Genomic DNA, 17,948 nt, shown 5'->3' on the forward strand with positions numbered 1-17,948 from the left:
TGTTCGCCTTCTCGCTACGCGGCATCCTGCGGCAGGTTGAGATCGCGGCCGCGGGTTTCGGGAGCAAAGAAGGTGGTGATTAAGCCGATGGCCGCCATTACAACAAAATAGCAGGCGACAGGCCACCAGTGACCGAAACCGGACAGCAGCGCGGTGGCGATCAGCGGCGCGGTGCCGCCGGAGAGGATCGAACCGAGCTCTTTGGCGAACGCCATCTTGGAGTAGCGATTCTTCACGCCGAACAGTTCGACGCCGTAGGCCGCCTGCACGCCGAAGATCCCCAGCGATGCGATGCACATGCCGACCACGATCACCGAGATGACGATCGCTGGTTCACGGCTGTCGAGCAGCCAGAACGCCGGGAAGGCGTACAGCACCAGCAGCAGGCAGAACCAGCGGTAGGTGATGCGGCGGCCGAAGCGATCGGACAGCCAGCCGGCCAGCGGGATCACCAGAAAACCGCACAGCGAGGCGATCAACACCGCCAGCGCCGGCACCGATTTATCGACCATCAGCACCTTAGCGACATAGCCGACGATAAAGCCCTGGCACAGGTAGGAAGGGCCGTTTTCGCCGATGCGCAGGCCGAGCATCACCCAGAACGCTTTGGTGCGCTGCAGGTAGCTGCGCGTATCCGGCGCGGCCTGGGCGGCGTCCAGCATGCGCTGGTGGTTTTGCTGCAGCTCGCGTTCGAACACCGGCGTTTCCCGCACGTGGCGGCGCAGGTACAGCGCCACCCCGGCGATCAGAATGCTGGCGAGGAACGGAATGCGCCAGCCCCAGCTCATCAGGTCTTCCTTGTCCAGCTGCAGTACCAGCAGCCATACCAGCGACGCCAGCAGGGTGCCGCTGTTGGAGCCGATGGCGATGATCGACGCTACCAGCCCGCGCCGCTTGGCCGGCGCGTATTCCGCCAGCATCACCGCGCCGCCGGACAGTTCCGCACCGGCGCCGAACCCCTGCGCGAAGCGCAGGATCACCAGGCAGGCGGGCGCCCAGACGCCGATTTGCGCATAGGACGGGATCAGGCCGATCAGCGTGGTGGAGAGGCCCATCAGCGCCACGGTGGTGATCAGCACCACGCGGCGGCCTTTGCGGTCGCCGATCCAGCCGAACACCAGCGCGCCGATCGGCCGCGCGACGAAGCCGACGGAGTAGGTGGCGAAACTGGCCAGCAGCGCCACCAGCGGCGTGGCTTCCGGGAAGAACACGTCGCCGAACACCATGCCGGCCGCCAGGCCGTACAGCGCGAAGTCGACGTATTCCATGGCGGTACCGAGCCAGCAAGAGAAGGTGGCGCGCCAAAATTGGCTACGCCCCTCTTTGGTTGCCAGGCGTTCATCGGCCGCCAGCGCGGCGTCGGCGGTCTGTGAAGGGGCAAGCGTTGTTTCGCTCATGGCAGTGCTATCCTCTTTTGTTCTGCGCCTGGAGGGGCGCGGCTAAAGATGGTTTCCCTGGTGCCGGCAACAAAGGTGTGCCGACAAATCATGTCGGACGCATGGCGATTCAACGCTGCTGTATCAGGGTATCTACGCGCGTAGATAACACAACGCGAGGAAGCTGAAACTTTGCGGGCGATCACAGAATCGTCAGCGCGCCGGGAAATGAAGATAGAGAATGCGGATGGCAAAAAGATGACAGAACCCCGGTTTTTCCGGCCGATAGGCCTGCCGTTTTCGCCACGAATCAGCCTGCCGCTTTCGCATTTCTGCGCTACAATGGGGGCCTGTTAACAGTTTGTATCGCCTGGCGCGCCACACCGGCCGCGGTTCAGGCGAGGAGTAAAGCAATGTCTGGCATCAGGGATTCCATCCTGCCGCCGCTGGAGTGGTTGTCCGAACAGGATCCTCCGGCGCCCGCCGCCGTCAGCGACTGGCTGATGGAGTTAGGCTCCATGACCCGCCGATTTGAACGCCATTGCGCCCAGGTGCGCGTCGAACCGCAGCGCGAATGCTTCGTCACGCGCGAGGCGCTGGGCGACGAGGCGAACCACCTGCCCGACAGCCCGCGCTACTGGCTGCGCGAAGTGGTGCTGCTGGGCGACGACCAGCCCTGGCTGCTTGGGCGCACGGTGATCCCGGAACATACGCTGACCGGCCCCGATCAGGCGTTGGTGGATCTGGGCACGCTGCCGCTCGGGCGCTACCTGTTCAGCAGCGGCGAGCTGACGCGCGACTATATCCATATCGGCCGGCAGGATGCGCTGTGGGCGCGTCGTTCACGGCTGCGGTTGGCGGGCAAGCCGCTGCTGCTGACCGAACTGTTTTTACCGGCTTCACCGCTGTATTCAGCGGTCCCCGCATAAGAGAGGAGAGCAAGACGTTGGAGGGAAGCGTGACTCAAAGTAAATGGCGGGCTTACAGCCATTTGATGCGCATTGATAAACCGATCGGCACGCTGTTGCTGTTGTGGCCGACGCTGTGGGCGCTGTGGCTGGCCGGGAAAGGCGTGCCGCCGCTGTCGATTCTGGTGGTGTTCGTGCTCGGCGTGTTCCTGATGCGCGCCGCCGGCTGCGTAGTGAATGACTACGCCGATCGCGCGGTGGACGGCTACGTAAAGCGCACCGCCGGGCGGCCGATGCCGAGCGGCCGGGTGAGCGCGAAAGAGGCCAAGGTGCTGTTCGTGGTGCTGGTGCTGATTTCGTTCTGCCTGGTGTTGACGCTGAATGCGATGACCATCTGGCTGTCGCTGGCGGCGCTGGCGCTGGCCTGGGTGTATCCGTTTATGAAGCGGGTGACCAACCTGCCGCAGTTCGTGCTGGGCGCCGCGTTCGGCTGGGGCATTCCGATGGGCTATGCGGCGGTCAGCGAATCGCTGCCGCTCAGCTGCTGGCTGCTGCTGCTGGCGAACATCTGCTGGACGGTGGCCTATGACACGCTGTATGCGATGGTCGATCGCGACGATGATCTGAAAATAGGCATCAAGTCCACCGCTATCCTGTTCGGGCGTTATGACAAGCTGATCGTCGGGCTGTTGCAGTTCGCGACGCTGTTGCTGCTGGTGTGGGTCGGTTATCTGGCGCAGCTCGGCGGCGCGTTTTACTGGTCGCTGTTGCTGGCGGGCGCGCTGTTCATTCACCAGCAAAAGCAGATCGCCGGGCGCGAGCGCGAAGCCTGCTTCAAGGCCTTCCTGCAGAACAATTATGTCGGGCTGGTGGTATTTATCGGCATCGCGCTGAGCTATCTGCCGGCGTAACGGTTTCCTGCAGCAAGAAAAAAGGCACCTCTCGGGGTGCCTTTTGTGTTTCTGCGCCGGGCGAAATCACTCGTCTTGCTCTTCTCCCGCATCGGTTTGCGGCAGGATGGTGGTCTCTTCCGGCATGTTGACGCTTTCGATGGTCAGCTTGATTTCCGGCGTGATCAGATCGCTCAGCATGTTGTACACCTCGAGGGTGTGCTCGCGGATCGCATCGCCGCTGTCGTTGATATAGCCTTCTTCGCGCAGCGTCGCCACCAGGGTGGAGAATACCGCCTTGTCGAAGAACTCCGGCGCGTTGATGCCGTGCAGCACCGACAGACGCTGCGCCATGATGCGGCTCTCTTTCTCCAGCGCGCCGCGGTTGATGCTCGGGTTGGCGCTGAGGATCGACATGGTGATGGCGTAGCGTTGCAGGGTTTCGCGCACCCCGGCGGCCAGCAGCTGCAGCGGGCGAATGCGCGCCGGGTTCAGCACCAGCTCGTCGCCTTTGTCGCAGATAAGCTGTTGACGGATCAGCTCGTCGATCATCGGCCGCAGCACGTCCGGCAGCTGCTCCTTGTCGTTATGCAGGAACAGCTCGGCTTTCAGCATCGGGTAAATCATGCCAATCTGGCGCAGCAGTTCGGCGCGCGATACCCGGCGATGATGCATGACGATGCTGGCGATCAGCGACGGCAACACCAGCAGGTGGTGGATGTTGTTGCGGTAATAGGTCATCAGCACCGCCTGCTCGCGCGGCAGGATGATGATGTCGCCGATGTTGTCCTTTTCCACCTCGAACTTGTTCATGTTCAGCGCGTGATCCAGCAGCTCGTCCGGCGTCTGCGATGGTACGGTGACGTCATGGGCGTAAGGCGCGTTGCGCATCAGCTGCAGGTAGCACTCGAGCTGCTCGAGCAATTGTTCGCGGGTCAGCGAACGCTGGCGCGAGGCCAGCAGCGCGGTGGAACACAGGTTCATGGCGTTGGCCGCGGCGGCGTTGTTGATGCGCACCATGATCTGGCCGGCGAGATCGTTGACCGTCGGCGTCAACCAGCTTGGGCGCTGAGCTTCGATCGGATCGATCGACTCGCGCCACTGCGGCACGTGCTGGTTGAGGTAAGCTGTCAACGGCAGCGGTTCGCCGAAGTTGACGTAACCCTGGCCCAGGTTACGCAGCTTGCGCAGGCCGCGCAGCATCTGCAGCAGGCTCTCTTTTTCCTTGGTGGCGCCGCGCAGCTCTTTGGCGTAGGTACCCACTTCCATCACGTGCTCGTAGCCGATGTAGATCGGCACCAGCGTGATCGGACGGGTGCCGCCGCGCAGCATCGCCTGGATGGTCATCGACAGGGTGCCGGTCTTCGGCTCCAGCAAGCGCCCGGTGCGGGAGCGGCCGCCTTCCACGAAGTATTCCACCGAGTAACCGCGGGTGAACAGCTCGCCGAGGTATTCGCGGAACACCGTCGAGTAAAGCTTGTTGCCCTTGAAGGTGCGGCGGATGAAGAACGCGCCCAGGCGACGGAAGATCGGGCCGGCCGGCCAGAAGTTGAGGTTGATGCCCGCGGCGATGTGCGGCGGCACCAGGCCCTGGTGATACAGCACGTAGGACAGCAGCAGATAGTCCATGTGGCTGCGGTGGCAGGGCACGTAGACGATCTCGTGGCCGTCCTGCGCCAGCTGGCGCACGCGCTCGGCGTTGGTGACGTTGATGCCCTGATACAGCCGGTTCCAGGTCCAGCTCAGCACGCGGTCGGACAGACGCACGGTTTCGTAGGAGAAATCGGCGGCGATCTCTTCCATCAGCGCGATGGCGTTCTGCTGGGCCTTCTCGTGCGAGATCTTCTTGCTGCGCGCTTCGTCCTCGACCGCTTTTTCGATCGCTTTGGACGCCAACAGCTTGTTGAACAGGTCCTGACGGGCCGGCAGGCTCGGGCCTACCGCGGCCAGGCGCTGACGCGAGAAGTGCATGCGCGCCACGCGCGCCAGTTTCTGCGCGATGGTTTTATCCGTGCCGTGCTCGGTGGCCATGCGGCGCAGCGAAACGGTGTTGGAGAAACGCACGAAGCTGTCGCGGCCGAGCCACAGTACGGCGAAGAATTTCTGCACGCCGTTCAACAGACGCAGGTGTGGCGTGCCGTGACCTTCGCGGCCCGGCGAACGGCCGAACATGACCGAAACCGGCAGCATCTGAATGTCGAGATCCGGATTGCTGCGATGCAGATCCAGATAGTCGTGGAACAGCTTTACCGACTCTTCTTTCGGGGTGTAGTAGCGGAACACGCGCGGGCCGTCGTGAATGAACACGTAGCTCGGCAGCACGGTGCCGTCGATCTCCAGCGCGTTGAGCGGATCGGGCAGATCCTGCGCCAGGCACTGGGTGCGCAGCGTCAGCAAATCCGCCTTGGAATTGTAAGGTAAAACATACAAAATCGGCCGTGAGGGATCCAACCCTAGCTCGGTAACCGGATCTGAAGGGATGACCTTACTTCTTACCAACAATTTAAGTGGTAAATTCAATATTTTATAATAAATTTTACGCCAACCTGACATAACAACGTGAAGCCTCTTGTTAGCAATGCGCCGCAAGCATACCAGAAACCGGGTAGCAGATCTGTGGTGTTCGAAAACCGAGAGCCGTCAGCGCGGACTGTTCTAGACTCTTTTTATTATGACCGACCTCTGAGAAAGGCACGAAAACATGGCAAACCAAGCAACCGGATTGACCCGCATCATCAAGGCCGCCGGCTATTCTTATAAAGGGCTTTCCGCCGCCTGGCAACACGAGGCGGCGTTCCGCCAGGAACTGGTGGTGACCCTCCTGGCTATCATACTGGCTGTCTGGCTGGACGTGGGTGCGATAGCGCGCATTTTATTGATCGGATCGGTGGCGCTGGTGATGATCGTCGAGATCCTGAACAGCGCGATCGAGGCGGTGGTGGATCGCATCGGCAGCGAACACCATGAGCTGTCCGGGCGGGCCAAGGACATGGGATCGGCGGCGGTGTCGCTGGCGATCGTGCTGGCGCTGTTCGTATGGGGCACGGTCTTGTGGCAGCATTTTGGCTGACGAAAGTCGCCTACTGACTGATTTTTATTTATTCTTCGGTTCCCAATCCGCGCTTACCTGTATATACTCACAGCAAGACTGTATAAACAAACAGGGGGCGGAATGAAAGCACTAACTACCAGACAGCAAGAGGTCTACGATCTGATTCGCGATCATATTTCGCAAACGGGCATGCCGCCAACGCGTGCCGAGATCGCGATGCGTCTGGGGTTCCGTTCGCCTAACGCCGCCGAAGAGCACCTGAAGGCGCTGGCACGCAAAGGCGTGATCGAAATCGTCTCCGGTGCGTCGCGCGGTATCCGCCTGTTGATGGAAGAAGAAGAAGGGTTGCCGCTGATCGGTCGCGTCGCCGCCGGCGAACCGCTGCTGGCGCAGCAGCACATCGAAGGGCACTACCAGGTGGATCCTTCCCTGTTTAAACCGAGCGCCGATTTCCTGTTGCGGGTGAACGGCATGTCGATGCGCGACATCGGCATTCTGGACGGCGATCTGCTGGCGGTGCACAAAACGCAAGACGTGCGCAACGGCCAGGTCGTGGTCGCGCGCATCGAAGACGAAGTGACGGTCAAGCGCTTGAAAAAGCACGGTAACGTGGTTGAGCTGCTGCCGGAGAACAATGAATTCCAACCGATCGTGGTCGATCTGCGCCAGCAGAATTTCACGATCGAAGGGCTGGCGGTCGGCGTGATCCGCAACGGCGACTGGATTTAATCGCCGCGCCATCACCGCCGCTCCCTGTATCAATCGCCCCTGTTTTGGGGCGTTTTTGTTTCTGACTTCGCCCTTTGTCACTCTGTCACAGGAACATCCCATCATGCGCCTGATTTCCGCCTTCACCAGCGACACCGATAAAGCCCTGTGGCGCCTCGCCCTGCCGATGATTTTCTCCAATATCACCGTGCCGCTGCTCGGGCTGGTGGACACCGCGGTGATCGGCCACCTCGACAGCCCGATCTATTTGGGAGGCGTGGCGATCGGCGCGGTGGCGACCAGCTTCCTGTTCATGCTGCTGCTGTTCCTGCGCATGAGCACCACCGGCCTCGCGGCGCAGGCGCTGGGAGCGAAGAACCCGCAGGCGCTGGCACGCGCCTTTATGCAACCGCTGCTGCTGGCGTTGTTGGCCGGGGGGGCGATCGTCCTGTTGCGCTACCCGCTGATTGAACTGGCGCTGCGGATCGTCGGCGGCGATGGCGAGGTGCTGGAGCAGGCGCGGCGTTTTCTTGAGATCCGCTGGTTGAGCGCACCGGCGGCGCTGGCCAACCTGGTGCTGCTGGGCTGGCTGCTCGGCGTGCAGTACGTGCGTGCGCCGGTGATCCTGCTGATCGTCGGCAACCTGCTGAACATCGTGCTGGATATCTGGCTGGTGATGGGCCTGGGCTGGAACGTACGAGGGGCGGCGGCGGCCACCGCCATCGCCGAATATGCCACGCTATTGCTCGGCCTGTGGCTGGCGTGGCGAGTGATGCGTCTGCGCGGTATTACCCTGGCGATGCTGCGTCAGGCCTGGCGTGGCGATCTGCGCCGCCTGCTGGCGCTCAATCGCGACATCATGTTGCGCTCATTGCTGCTGCAGCTGTGTTTTGCGTCGCTGACCATTTTCGGCGCTCGCCTGGGGAGCGATGTGGTGGCGGTTAACGCGGTGTTGATGAACCTGCTGACGTTTACCGCCTATGCGCTCGACGGCTTCGCTTATGCGGTGGAGGCCCATTCCGGCCACGCCTACGGTGCCCGGGACGGCAGCCAACTGCGTAAGGTGTGGCACGCGGCCTGCAGGCAGGCTGGGCTGGTCGCGTTGGCTTTCGGCCTGGCGTATGCCGTTACCGGCCAGCAGATCGTGGCGGCGTTGACCTCCTTGCCGGAGCTGCGTGCGTTGGCCGCCCACTATTTACCGTGGCAGGTTATTCTGCCGCTGGTCGGGGTGTGGTGCTATTTGCTGGACGGCATGTTTATCGGTGCCACGCGCGGCGCCGAGATGCGTAACAGTATGGCGGTGGCCGCGGCAGGATATGGTCTGACGCTGTTCAGCGTGCCGCTGCTAGGCAACCACGGGCTCTGGCTGGCGCTGGCGGTGTTTCTGACGTTGCGTGGCGTGGCGCTGGGTTGGATTTGGCACCGTCATCAGGTGCGCGGCAGCTGGTTTGCTGCACGTTAGACCGGACGCTTTGTTGGGTTAATTATTAATTTATCTTATGTTTTTATTCATGTTTGCTTACATGTTTTCAGCCTGAATATTTCCGGTTTAGTTCGTTGTTTGTTAGCGTTTTTTGTGTTTATTTTTCTTTTTAATGGTTTTTTATTCTGATGTTTGGCTTTTTTATTTCCATGTTTAACTAGAATGAATCATGTGGCTGGTGAATGAAGGGGAGCGGTGCTTCTTAAGGTGAAGGGAGTATCAACCAGAAAAACTTCTGTTTAACCCCGGCCGGCGACAGGGATCACTGATTCACCACAGGTTAACGGAGAGACTATGAATAAAGATCAAGCCGACGGTAACTGGAAGCAGCTGAAAGGCAAAGTGAAGGAAAAATGGGGCAAGCTGACCGATGACGATCTGACGGTCATCGAAGGGAAACGCGAACAGCTAGTCGGTAAAATCCAGGAGCGCTACGGTTACCAGAAAGAGGCGGCCGAGAAAGAGGTGAAAGCCTGGGAAGATCACACCAAACACCGCTGGTAACACGCAGGGCCGCCACTGACGGCGGCCGGCAACAGCGCAGGCCGGCGTCGCTCCATCCTCTGGCGCCCCGGCTGCAGGTACAGGGAAGTACCTGACTTCGTATTATTTCTTCTTGATGGCGATGCTGTGATCGTGTTCGGCGCAATCATGCTTGCTGTCACAAGCCTCAACTTCAACGCAACCGGCGCACAGACCGTGCGCTTCCACCACGCTGTGCCGCAGTGCAAATCCGGCTTCCTGTGCCAGCTTCTGCAGCGTTTCCTCCACGCCTTCGGTGGTGCGTTCGGTCACCTGGCCGCAGCGGTCGCAGATAAACAGCGCGGATGTATGCATCGGCTGTTCGAAATGGTGGCACAGCACGTAGCTGTTGGCCGATTCCACTCTATGGATAAACCCTTGCTCCAGCAGAAAATCCAGCGCGCGGTAGACCGTCGGCGGCTTGGCCTGCGGTTCGGCGACGCGCAGCAGATCGAGCAGGTCATATGCGCTGATTGCACCGGGTTGCTGAGTCATCAGACGCAGCACTTCCAGCCGTTGCGGCGTCAATCGCACATTGCGTTGCTGGCAGAGGCGTTCAGCCTGCGCCAGCAGCTTTTCCTGGGTGGTTGAGTTCATCGCAAATATCCCGGTACGTAAAAAAGCCGATTTTACCATGATTACGGCGAATCGCCGAGAGTTGCCCCCTTTTCCCCTGAGGATAGCGCAAGGAAAAGCGCGCCGGTCGCGCGAAAAGAGAGTTGCATCACAACTTTTCCCCGCCGTCGGGCGGCAAATCAACGTTGCCGGTTTTAGCGCTGGAGAGCGGGGGACGAGAGCGGTATAACGCCTTTCACCCGCGTGATGAGCAGGAGCCCTGTGTGATGACGGAAAGAGAGAAGCTGTTAGGCGGCCTGGAGTACAACAGCCGCGATGAAGAACTGATCGCCCTGTACCATCGAGCGAGGGCGTTGACCAAAAGCCTGGGGGCGCTGGACTCGCATCAGGCGGACGAGAAAAACCGCCTACTCGGTGAGCTGTTCGGTGCTTGGGGTGAGGCGAGCTGGATTGAAACACCGTTCTGGTGTGACTACGGGCAGCATGTCCGCATCGGTAAAAACTGTTTTATCAACGTCAACGCGGTGTTCCTCGACTGCAATACCATCACCATCGGCGACAACACGCTGATCGGCCCCAACGTGCAAATCTATACGCCGAGCCACCCGCTGAAGGCCGCAGAGCGCTTCACCGGCGATCCGGATTTTCCTTTCCGCACCTCGGCGCAGCCGGTGTCCATCGGCAACAACGTCTGGATCGGCGGTAATGTGGTGATCCTGCCGGGAGTGACCATCGGCGACGGCACGACCATCGGCGCGGGCAGCATCGTCACCGGCGACATCCCGGCCAACGTGCTGGCGCTGGGGCAGCCATGCCGGGTTATCCGCTCGTTGGAATAGGGCGTTATCGACGAGCAGGAGGCAAGGGGGCGGGATGGCTCTCTTTGCGGTGCGGGCCGTCGTTTGCCAACGGGCGGTCATCGGCCAACGCCAAGCGTGCGGCCGCCAGGCGGCTCATGACGGTGCCGATTGGCACCGCCAGCACTTTCGCGGCCTCCCGATAGGATAGCCCTTCGATATACACCAGAAACAGCGCGTTGCGCTGAGCCGCCGGCAGCCGGCTGACGCGTCGCATCACTTCATGGAGCCAGACCGGCTGTTCACCGTTGTCCGCATCGCCCAGCTCTTCCGCCGCCATGCAGCCTTGCCCCTGGCGAAGATGTTGGGCGCGAACTTCATTGAGCCAGATGGAGTGCAGGATGGAAAACAACCAGCGATCCAGGTGCGAACCGGGAGTGAATTGCGCAGCGCGCTCCAGCGCACGCAGGCAGGTCGCCTGCACCAGATCGTCGGCGATATCCCGCCGGTGCGAAAGCACCAGCGCATAGCGCCACAGGCGGGAGAGATAGTGGCCGAGTTCATCGCGTATCGCATCGCCGCTGATAGTCACCTCCGCAGGCGCGTCGGATCAAGATTCCGGGTGGCGGTCGATGGCCGCCGCCAAATCGCGGTACTCCTCGCATTTGGTGCCGCACAGCGACTGGATCACCTGCAGCTGCTGGCGCGCCAGATCGGGTCGGCCTTTCAGCATGTAGGCTTCCCCCAGGTACTCGCGCACTTTAGGGTATTTCGGATCGAGGGCTACTGATTTTAAATAATAGCCGATCCCTTCATCGGTGCGGCCAAGTTTGCGCGTGGCGTAGCCGCGATAGTTCAGCGCAACGGCGGTGTTGGGATCTTTCAACGTATTGAGCATATCGAGCGCTTCCTGATAGCGGCCGCTTTTCGCCAGCGCATAGGCGTAGTTAGTGCGGTCGGCGTCGTCGACCTTGCCGCTTTTATCTACCATGCAGGTCTGAGTTTTGCTGTCGTAGACCTGGCCTTTCGGACAGGTTGGCGGGGTTTGGCCGCTGCCGTCGCCGCCCATCGCCAGCGCCGCGCCGGAAAACAGCAGGCAGCCGGCAATGGCCGATGCCAGCAGGCGTTTAATGAAGCTGTTCATGGTTATGTCCTCAAGGCAGAGGCGCCGTGCGCGCCCGTAATGAGATAACACCTGAACGAGTGGGTTTATTCGCCTTGTCTCCGCTTATTTTTGCCGGCGGCAAGCGGGTTTTCCCAACGGCGCCGATTGTCGTTATAATAGCCGTTTGCGGCCGCGCGCCGTTCGTTGAACCCAGACAGACTCAGGTAGCCAGTAACTCAGCATGACGAAAGACAACCACGCCCCAACCTACGCCGCCAATCGTTTCTCCATCGCGCCGATGCTCGACTGGACCGATCGTCATTGCCGTTACTTCCACCGCCTGCTGACCAAGGAAACGCTGCTGTACACCGAAATGGTGACCACCGGCGCGATCATCCACGGCAAGGGCGACTATCTGGCCTACAGCGAAGAAGAGCATCCGGTGGCGCTGCAGCTGGGTGGCAGCGATCCGGCCGCGCTGGCGCACTGCGCCAAACTGGCGGAGCAGCGCGGTTATGACGAGATTAACCTCAACGTAGGCTGCCCGTCCGATCGCGTGCAAAACGGCATGTTCGGCGCCTGTCTGATGGGCCAGGCGGCGCTGGTCGCCGACTGCATCAAGGCAATGCGCGACGTCGTATCGATACCGGTGACGGTGAAGACCCGCATCGGCATCGACGATCAGGACAGCTACGCCTTCCTGTGCGACTTTATCCAGACCGTCGCCGGGCGCGGCGAGTGCGACATGTTCACTATCCACGCTCGCAAAGCCTGGCTCTCCGGCCTCAGCCCGAAAGAGAACCGCGAAGTGCCGCCGCTGGACTACCCGCGCGTTTATCAGCTGAAGCGGGATTTCCCGGCGCTGACCATCGCCATTAACGGCGGGGTGAAAACGCTGGAAGAGGCGCGGCAGCATCTGCAGCATCTGGACGGTGTGATGATGGGGCGCGAGGCGTATCAGAATCCGGGTATCCTGGCGCGGGTCGACAGCGAACTGTTCGGCGCGCAGACCGCGGTGCCGGACAGCGTGGCGATCGTCGAAGCGCTGTATCCGTATATCGAGCGCGAGCTGTCCAACGGCACCTATCTCGGCCACATCACCCGTCACATCCTCGGTTTGTTCCAGGGCGTGCCGGGCGCGCGCCAGTGGCGTCGCCACCTGAGCGAGAACGCCCACAAGCCGGGCGCCGATGCGCGGGTGGTGGAGCAGGCGCTGGCGCTGGTGCGTCAGCCGCGCGTCGAAATGGCGTAACCCGCAAAAAATTTGACCAACAGTTAGTCTTTTTCGCCAGGCATTCGGTGAGTTACCGGATGCTTGTCCTATTTTTTCAATAGGTTAGCCCTTCCGCCATTCTGGCACGCTTCTTGTAATCCACTCTGCAGATACGTTGTATTGCAAAGGAGCAATCATGTTGGAAATCTTCTTTCTCATTGGCTTTGTGGTGATGCTGATGGTGACCGGCATCTCGCTGCTGGGGATCTTCGCCGCGTTGTTGGTGGCGGCGGCGTTCATGCTGTTGGGCGGGTTGTTCGCGGTGGTGATTAAGCTGCTGCCGTGGCTGATTTTGGCGGTGGTCGGGGTATGGATTTACCGTTCGATGCAGAAACCGCAGGCCAGGCGTTACTGATTTTTTGCTGAATAATCAGTCAGTCGCGATGAAACTTGCATAACTGCCCGCCACGCTAATGCGGCAGCGATCACAGCTTGGCAGTTTTCCCCGGCGGTGTGGCACATAAAGCGTGTTTTTTGCCGCACGGGGCTGTTAGGATGTTGGTCGATGCAGTGATGCGACTGATTTCATCACCGTGAGAGACAACCAAAATTCGTGTTGCTAAAGCAACCCCTGTCTCTGGCGGACTCTGCTCTACCCCTACAAAACGCAGTAACAGAAAGGGCTCCGCAAGGAGCCCTTTTCTTTGGCCGCGATCAGGGGATCAGCAGGCTGGAACCGCTGGTGCTGCGGCTTTCCAGCACCTGGTGCGCACGCTGGGCGTCGGCCAGCGCGAATTTCTGCTCGTCTCTCACCTCCACCCGAATGGCGCCGCTGCCGATCAGCGAGAACAGCTCGTTGCTGGCGTACTGCAGCTCGGCGCGGTTGGTGATATAGCCGTTGAGGGAAGGGCGGGTGACGTACAGCGAGCCCTTCTGATTCAGCAGCGCCAGATCGACGCCGGTCACCGGGCCGGACGCGTTGCCGAAGCTCACCATCAGGCCGCGACGCTTCAGGCTGTCGAGCGAGGCCAGCCAGGTGCTTTTACCCACCGAATCGTACACCACGCCGACCTTCTCGCCCTGCGTCAGCTCGGCCACCCGCTGGGCGATATCCTCTTTGTGGTAGTTGATGGTGGCCCAGGCGCCGGCCTGTTTCGCCAGTGCGGCCTTCTCGTCGGAACCGACGCTGCCGATCAGGCGCGCACCCAGCGCTTTCGCCCACTGGCAGGCGATCAGCCCGACGCCGCCGGACGCGGCATGGAACAGGAACACTTCACCCGGTTGCACGTCATAGGTCTGGCGCAGCAGGTAGTATACCGTCAGCCCTTTGAGGAAAGAGGCTGCACCCTGTTCAAAGCTAAGGTTGCCCGGCAGCAGCGCCACGCGTTCTGCCGAGACGTTGTGGATCTCGCTGTAGGCGCCGAGCGCCGATTGCGCATACACCACCCGGTCGCCCGGTTTGATCGCGCTGACCCCGGCGCCGACCTTGGTCACCACGCCGGCCGCTTCGGTGCCGAGGCCGCTCGGCAGGCTGGCCGGCGCGTACAGTCCGCTGCGCACATAGGTGTCGATGTAGTTGATGCCGATCGCCTTGTTCTCGATCTGCACTTCGCCGGCAGCCGGATCGAGCGGTGTAAAATCAACGTATTGCAAGACTTCCGGCCCGCCGGTGGCGGAGAATTGAATGCGCTTGGCCATGTTCTACCCTCATTTGGTTATCTGAATTCACCCTATGCCTTTTGGCTGCGGAGATCTAGCCTGCCCGTGCGCCGGCCTGTGGCAATTATGCGGCGGAATCGTGCGGAAAAATCACGTATACTCTTGCGTCAGCAGCCTCACCCTCATTCGCAACCGGATAAAGACTACGTTTCATGGCAGGAAAAAAACCAACCAACAAAACAAACGCGGACGAAACCAGAGAGCGTTCCAGAGATCGTCAGATGGAAGGGCTGAAGATGCCGCCGCACTCGCTGGAGGCCGAGCAGTCGGTGTTGGGCGGTTTGATGCTGGATAACGAGCGTTGGGACAACGTGGCGGAACGCGTGGTCGCCAACGACTTCTTCAGCCGCCCGCATCGCCTGATCTTTACCGAGATGCAGCGTCTGCTGGAGATGAGCAAGCCTATCGACCTCATCACCCTGTCCGAATCGCTCGAGCAGAAGGGTGAACTGGACTCGGTCGGCGGCTTCGCCTACCTGGCCGAGCTGTCGAAAAACACCCCGAGCGCCGCCAACATCGGCGCCTACGCCGACATCGTGCGCGAGCGCGCGGTGGTGCGCGAAATGATCTCGGTGGCTAACGAAATCGCCGACGCCGGCTACGATCCGCAGGGGCGCAGCAGCGAAGACCTGCTCGATCTGGCGGAATCCCGCGTATTCCAAATCGCCGAGAACCGCGCCAGCAAAGACGAAGGCCCGAAGGGCATCGAACGCATCCTGGAAGACACCGTATCGCGCATCGAGCAGCTGTATCAGCAGCCGCACGACGGCGTGACCGGGGTCGATACCGGCTATCAGGACCTCAACAAGAAAACCGCGGGCATGCAAAAGTCCGATCTGATCATCGTCGCCGCCCGTCCATCGATGGGGAAAACCACCTTCGCCATGAACCTGTGCGAAAACGCCGCGATGACCCAGGAAAAACCGGTGCTGATCTTCAGCCTGGAGATGCCCGGCGAGCAGATCATGATGCGTATGCTGGCGTCGCTGTCGCGCGTGGATCAGACGCGCATCCGTACCGGCCAGCTCGACGACGAGGACTGGGCGCGCATTTCCAGCACCATGGGTATCCTGCTGGAGAAGCGCAACATGTACATCGACGATTCCTCCGGCCTGACGCCGACCGAAGTGCGCTCGCGCGCGCGGCGCATTTTCCGCGAGCACGACGGGCTTAGCCTCATCATGATTGACTACCTGCAGCTGATGCGCGTGCCGGCCCTGTCCGACAACCGTACGCTGGAGATCGCCGAGATTTCGCGCTCGCTGAAGGCGCTGGCGAAAGAGCTGCAGGTGCCGGTGGTGGCGCTGTCGCAGCTGAACCGTAGCCTGGAGCAGCGCGCCGACAAACGCCCGGTTAACTCCGACCTGCGTGAATCCGGCTCTATCGAGCAGGACGCCGACCTGATTATGTTCATCTATCGTGATGAGGTGTATCACGAGAACAGCGATCTGAAAGGGATCGCGGAAATTATTATCGGTAAGCAGCGTAACGGCCCGATCGGTACCGTGCGCCTTACCTTTAACGGCCAGTGGTCGCGTTTCGACAACTACGCGGGGCCACAATACGATGACGAATAATCAGCTAAGGAACTGAAATGAAAGCGGCAACCGCTGTAATCGACCGCCGCGCTCTGCGACATAATCTGCAACAGGTGCGCCGCCAGGCGCCGCAAAGCCGCCTGATTGCCGTTGTGAAAGCAAACGCTTATGGACATGGCCTGCTGGAAACAGCACACACCCTGCAAGACGCCGACTGCTACGGCGTGGCGCGCATCGACGAGGCGCTGATGCTGCGTTCCGGCGGCATCGTCAAACCGATCCTGCTGCTGGAAGGCTTCTTCAGTGCCGAAGATCTGCCGGTGCTGGTGGCGAACAACATCGAAACCGCGGTGCACTGCATCGAACAGCTCGAAGCGCTGGAGCAGGCCGAGCTGGCGCGCCCGGTGCCGGTGTGGATGAAGCTCGATACCGGCATGCATCGGCTGGGGGTGCGCCCCGAACACGCGGAGGCGTTTTATCAGCGCCTGTGCGCCTGCCGCAACGTGGCGCAGCCGGTCAATATCATGAGCCACTTCAGCCGCGCCGATGAACCGGAGTCCGACACCACGTTGAAACAGATCGCCTGCTTTGAGCAGTTCGCGCGCGGTAAACCGGGCCAGCGCTCGGTCGCCGCCTCCGGTGGCACGCTGCTGTGGCCGGATGCCCACAATGAGTGGGTGCGCCCCGGCATCATTCTGTACGGCGTGTCGCCGCTGGATAACGGCAGCGGCGCCGAGCATGGTCTGCAGCCGGCGATGACCCTGAAATCCAGCCTGATCGCGGTGCGCGAGCACAAGGCCGGCGAAGCGGTCGGCTACGGCGGCACCTGGGTCAGCCCGCGCGATACCCGGCTGGGCGTGGTGGCGATGGGATACGGCGACGGTTACCCGCGCAGCGCGCCGACCGGTACGCCAATCCTGATCAACGGCCGCGAAGTGCCGATCGTCGGCCGGGTGTCGATGGACATGATTTCGGTCGATCTCGGGCCGGACGCCGCCGATAAGGTGGGGGATGAAGCGGTGCTGTGGGGCCAGGCGCTGCCGGTCGAACGCATCGCCGCCTGCACCGGCATCAGCGCTTACGAACTGATCACCAAGCTCACGCAGCGTGTGGCGATGGAATACATCGGCGACTGATGCGCCGCAGGGGCCGACGCGCGTCGGCCCCGTTTCTCAGCGGGTTACTTCTTTACCGCCAACCACTTGTCGATAACCTTCTGATACTCGCCGGTCGCCTTGGCCAGGTGCAGCCACTGATCCACATACAGTTTCCAGCTCAGATCGTCGCGCGGCAGCATGTAAGCCTTCTCGCCGTACTGCATCGGTTTGGTCGGATTCACCGCGCACAGCTTCGGATAGCGCTTCTGCTGGTACAGCGCCTCGGAGGCGTCGGTGATCATCACGTCCGCCTTGCGATCCACCAGCTGCTGGAAAATGCTCATGTTGTCGTGCGTCAGCGTCAGTTTGGCCTTCGGCAGATAGGCGTGCACGAAGGCTTCGTTGGTGCCGCCCGCCGGTTCCAACAGACGCACCGACGGCTTGTTGATCTGTTCGAGAGTGCGGTATTTCTTCACGTCGGTGCAGCGCACCAGCGGGATTTTGCCGTCGGTATCCAGCTTGTCAGCGAAGAACACCTGTTTTTGCCGCTCCAGCGTGACGGAGATGCCGCCCATCGCGATGTCGCACTTGCCGGAGGCGAAGTCCGGCGTCAGGGTTTTCCAGCTGGTTTTCACCCACTTCACGTTGGCGCCCAGGCTCTTGGCCAGCGATTGCGCCATGTCGATGTCGATGCCTTCATAGCTGCCGTCTTCCTTGAGGAAGGTATAGGGCTTGTAGTCGCCGGTGGTGCAGACCTCCAGGGTCTTTTGCTGCAGCACTTTGTCCAGGTGGGATTGCGCGCTGGCGCTGCCGGCGGCGAGCAGCAGCGCGAGGGGGAGTAGCTTTTTCATCTGGCGTCCTTTTTATACATTCGTGGTTTTATGCGTTACTTCGCCGTTAATTGTCGTTTGTCTGCATGAGTTAGCCGTTTTTTATGCCGCTTACCGGCGAAAACGTCGGGCGT

General features: G+C 61.0%; 18 protein-coding genes. 11 read left to right on the top strand and 7 right to left on the bottom strand.

Going from position 1 to position 17,948, the window contains the following annotated elements:
* Positions 1–14 precede the first annotated feature (14 nt).
* Entirely contained in the window at positions 15–1,397 is a 1,383-nt protein-coding gene (locus tag ACJ8J4_RS21045; RefSeq protein WP_033651213.1) for an MFS transporter, read from the bottom strand.
* Between the two features lie 392 nt (positions 1,398–1,789).
* Here ACJ8J4_RS21045 and ubiC point away from each other — a divergent pair, with 392 nt between their 5' ends.
* Together ubiC and ubiA are read left to right on the top strand one after the other, a co-directional pair.
* Entirely contained in the window at positions 1,790–2,305 is a 516-nt protein-coding gene (ubiC, locus tag ACJ8J4_RS21050; RefSeq protein WP_025304456.1) for a chorismate lyase, read from the top strand.
* A 17-nt stretch (positions 2,306–2,322) separates the two neighbouring features.
* A complete protein-coding gene (gene ubiA, locus ACJ8J4_RS21055; protein ID WP_025304455.1) occupies positions 2,323–3,195 on the top strand; it encodes a 4-hydroxybenzoate octaprenyltransferase in 873 nt (290 codons plus the stop codon).
* 66 nt (positions 3,196–3,261) lie between these two features.
* Here the strand turns inward: ubiA and plsB are convergent, their stop codons facing one another.
* A complete protein-coding gene (gene plsB / locus ACJ8J4_RS21060; RefSeq protein ID WP_060434712.1) occupies positions 3,262–5,727 on the bottom strand; it encodes a glycerol-3-phosphate 1-O-acyltransferase PlsB in 2,466 nt (821 codons plus the stop codon).
* 148 nt (positions 5,728–5,875) lie between these two features.
* On the opposite strand from plsB, the gene ACJ8J4_RS21065 reads away from it, so the two are divergent.
* The 4 genes from ACJ8J4_RS21065 (at position 5,876) to ACJ8J4_RS21080 (ending at position 8,921) form a co-directional block, all read left to right on the top strand.
* Positions 5,876–6,244, top strand: a complete 369-nt coding sequence (locus tag ACJ8J4_RS21065; RefSeq protein ID WP_015379225.1) for a diacylglycerol kinase — start codon at positions 5,876–5,878, stop codon at positions 6,242–6,244.
* A 102-nt stretch (positions 6,245–6,346) separates the two neighbouring features.
* Complete coding sequence (lexA, locus tag ACJ8J4_RS21070; protein ID WP_025160136.1) at positions 6,347–6,955, top strand: transcriptional repressor LexA; 609 nt, start codon at positions 6,347–6,349, stop codon at positions 6,953–6,955.
* Between the two features lie 103 nt (positions 6,956–7,058).
* On the top strand, positions 7,059–8,396 hold the full coding sequence (dinF, locus tag ACJ8J4_RS21075; protein WP_025304452.1) for an MATE family efflux transporter DinF: 1,338 nt from the start codon (positions 7,059–7,061) through the stop codon (positions 8,394–8,396).
* 315 nt (positions 8,397–8,711) lie between these two features.
* A complete protein-coding gene (locus tag ACJ8J4_RS21080; protein WP_004936743.1) occupies positions 8,712–8,921 on the top strand; it encodes a CsbD family protein in 210 nt (69 codons plus the stop codon).
* Positions 8,922–9,023: 102 nt separating this feature from the next.
* Here the strand turns inward: ACJ8J4_RS21080 and zur are convergent, their stop codons facing one another.
* The gene (gene zur, locus ACJ8J4_RS21085; protein ID WP_015379223.1) at positions 9,024–9,536 is read right to left on the bottom strand and encodes a zinc uptake transcriptional repressor Zur; all 513 of its coding nucleotides are present in this window, start codon (positions 9,534–9,536) and stop codon (positions 9,024–9,026) included.
* Positions 9,537–9,781: 245 nt separating this feature from the next.
* On the opposite strand from zur, the gene ACJ8J4_RS21090 reads away from it, so the two are divergent.
* Entirely contained in the window at positions 9,782–10,354 is a 573-nt protein-coding gene (locus tag ACJ8J4_RS21090) for a sugar O-acetyltransferase (RefSeq protein WP_049296288.1), read from the top strand.
* 4 nt (positions 10,355–10,358) lie between these two features.
* Here the strand turns inward: ACJ8J4_RS21090 and ACJ8J4_RS21095 are convergent, their stop codons facing one another.
* Complete coding sequence (locus tag ACJ8J4_RS21095; protein WP_038629948.1) at positions 10,359–10,904, bottom strand: RNA polymerase sigma factor; 546 nt, start codon at positions 10,902–10,904, stop codon at positions 10,359–10,361.
* Between the two features lie 18 nt (positions 10,905–10,922).
* Positions 10,923–11,456, bottom strand: a complete 534-nt coding sequence (locus ACJ8J4_RS21100) for a tetratricopeptide repeat protein (protein WP_197836085.1) — start codon at positions 11,454–11,456, stop codon at positions 10,923–10,925.
* Between the two features lie 202 nt (positions 11,457–11,658).
* Between ACJ8J4_RS21100 and dusA the strand changes: the two genes are divergently transcribed.
* On the top strand, positions 11,659–12,669 hold the full coding sequence (gene dusA, locus ACJ8J4_RS21105; RefSeq protein WP_042785464.1) for a tRNA dihydrouridine(20/20a) synthase DusA: 1,011 nt from the start codon (positions 11,659–11,661) through the stop codon (positions 12,667–12,669).
* Between the two features lie 157 nt (positions 12,670–12,826).
* On the top strand, positions 12,827–13,045 hold the full coding sequence (gene pspG / locus ACJ8J4_RS21110; protein WP_025304448.1) for an envelope stress response protein PspG: 219 nt from the start codon (positions 12,827–12,829) through the stop codon (positions 13,043–13,045).
* A 299-nt stretch (positions 13,046–13,344) separates the two neighbouring features.
* On the opposite strand, the gene ACJ8J4_RS21115 is transcribed toward pspG, so the two are convergent.
* On the bottom strand, positions 13,345–14,328 hold the full coding sequence (locus ACJ8J4_RS21115) for a quinone oxidoreductase (RefSeq protein ID WP_089196306.1): 984 nt from the start codon (positions 14,326–14,328) through the stop codon (positions 13,345–13,347).
* Positions 14,329–14,501: 173 nt separating this feature from the next.
* On the opposite strand from ACJ8J4_RS21115, the gene dnaB reads away from it, so the two are divergent.
* A complete protein-coding gene (gene dnaB, locus ACJ8J4_RS21120; protein ID WP_025160134.1) occupies positions 14,502–15,926 on the top strand; it encodes a replicative DNA helicase in 1,425 nt (474 codons plus the stop codon).
* Positions 15,927–15,943: 17 nt separating this feature from the next.
* Entirely contained in the window at positions 15,944–17,023 is a 1,080-nt protein-coding gene (gene alr, locus ACJ8J4_RS21125; protein ID WP_049204323.1) for an alanine racemase, read from the top strand.
* Positions 17,024–17,067: 44 nt separating this feature from the next.
* Here alr and ACJ8J4_RS21130 read toward each other — a convergent pair whose 3' ends face one another.
* Complete coding sequence (locus ACJ8J4_RS21130) at positions 17,068–17,835, bottom strand: transporter substrate-binding domain-containing protein (protein WP_060434701.1); 768 nt, start codon at positions 17,833–17,835, stop codon at positions 17,068–17,070.
* Positions 17,836–17,948 lie beyond the last annotated feature (113 nt).

This window comes from Serratia sp. CY47280 (assembly GCF_052168655.1).
In the GTDB taxonomy this organism is placed as follows: domain Bacteria; phylum Pseudomonadota; class Gammaproteobacteria; order Enterobacterales; family Enterobacteriaceae; genus Serratia; species Serratia bockelmannii.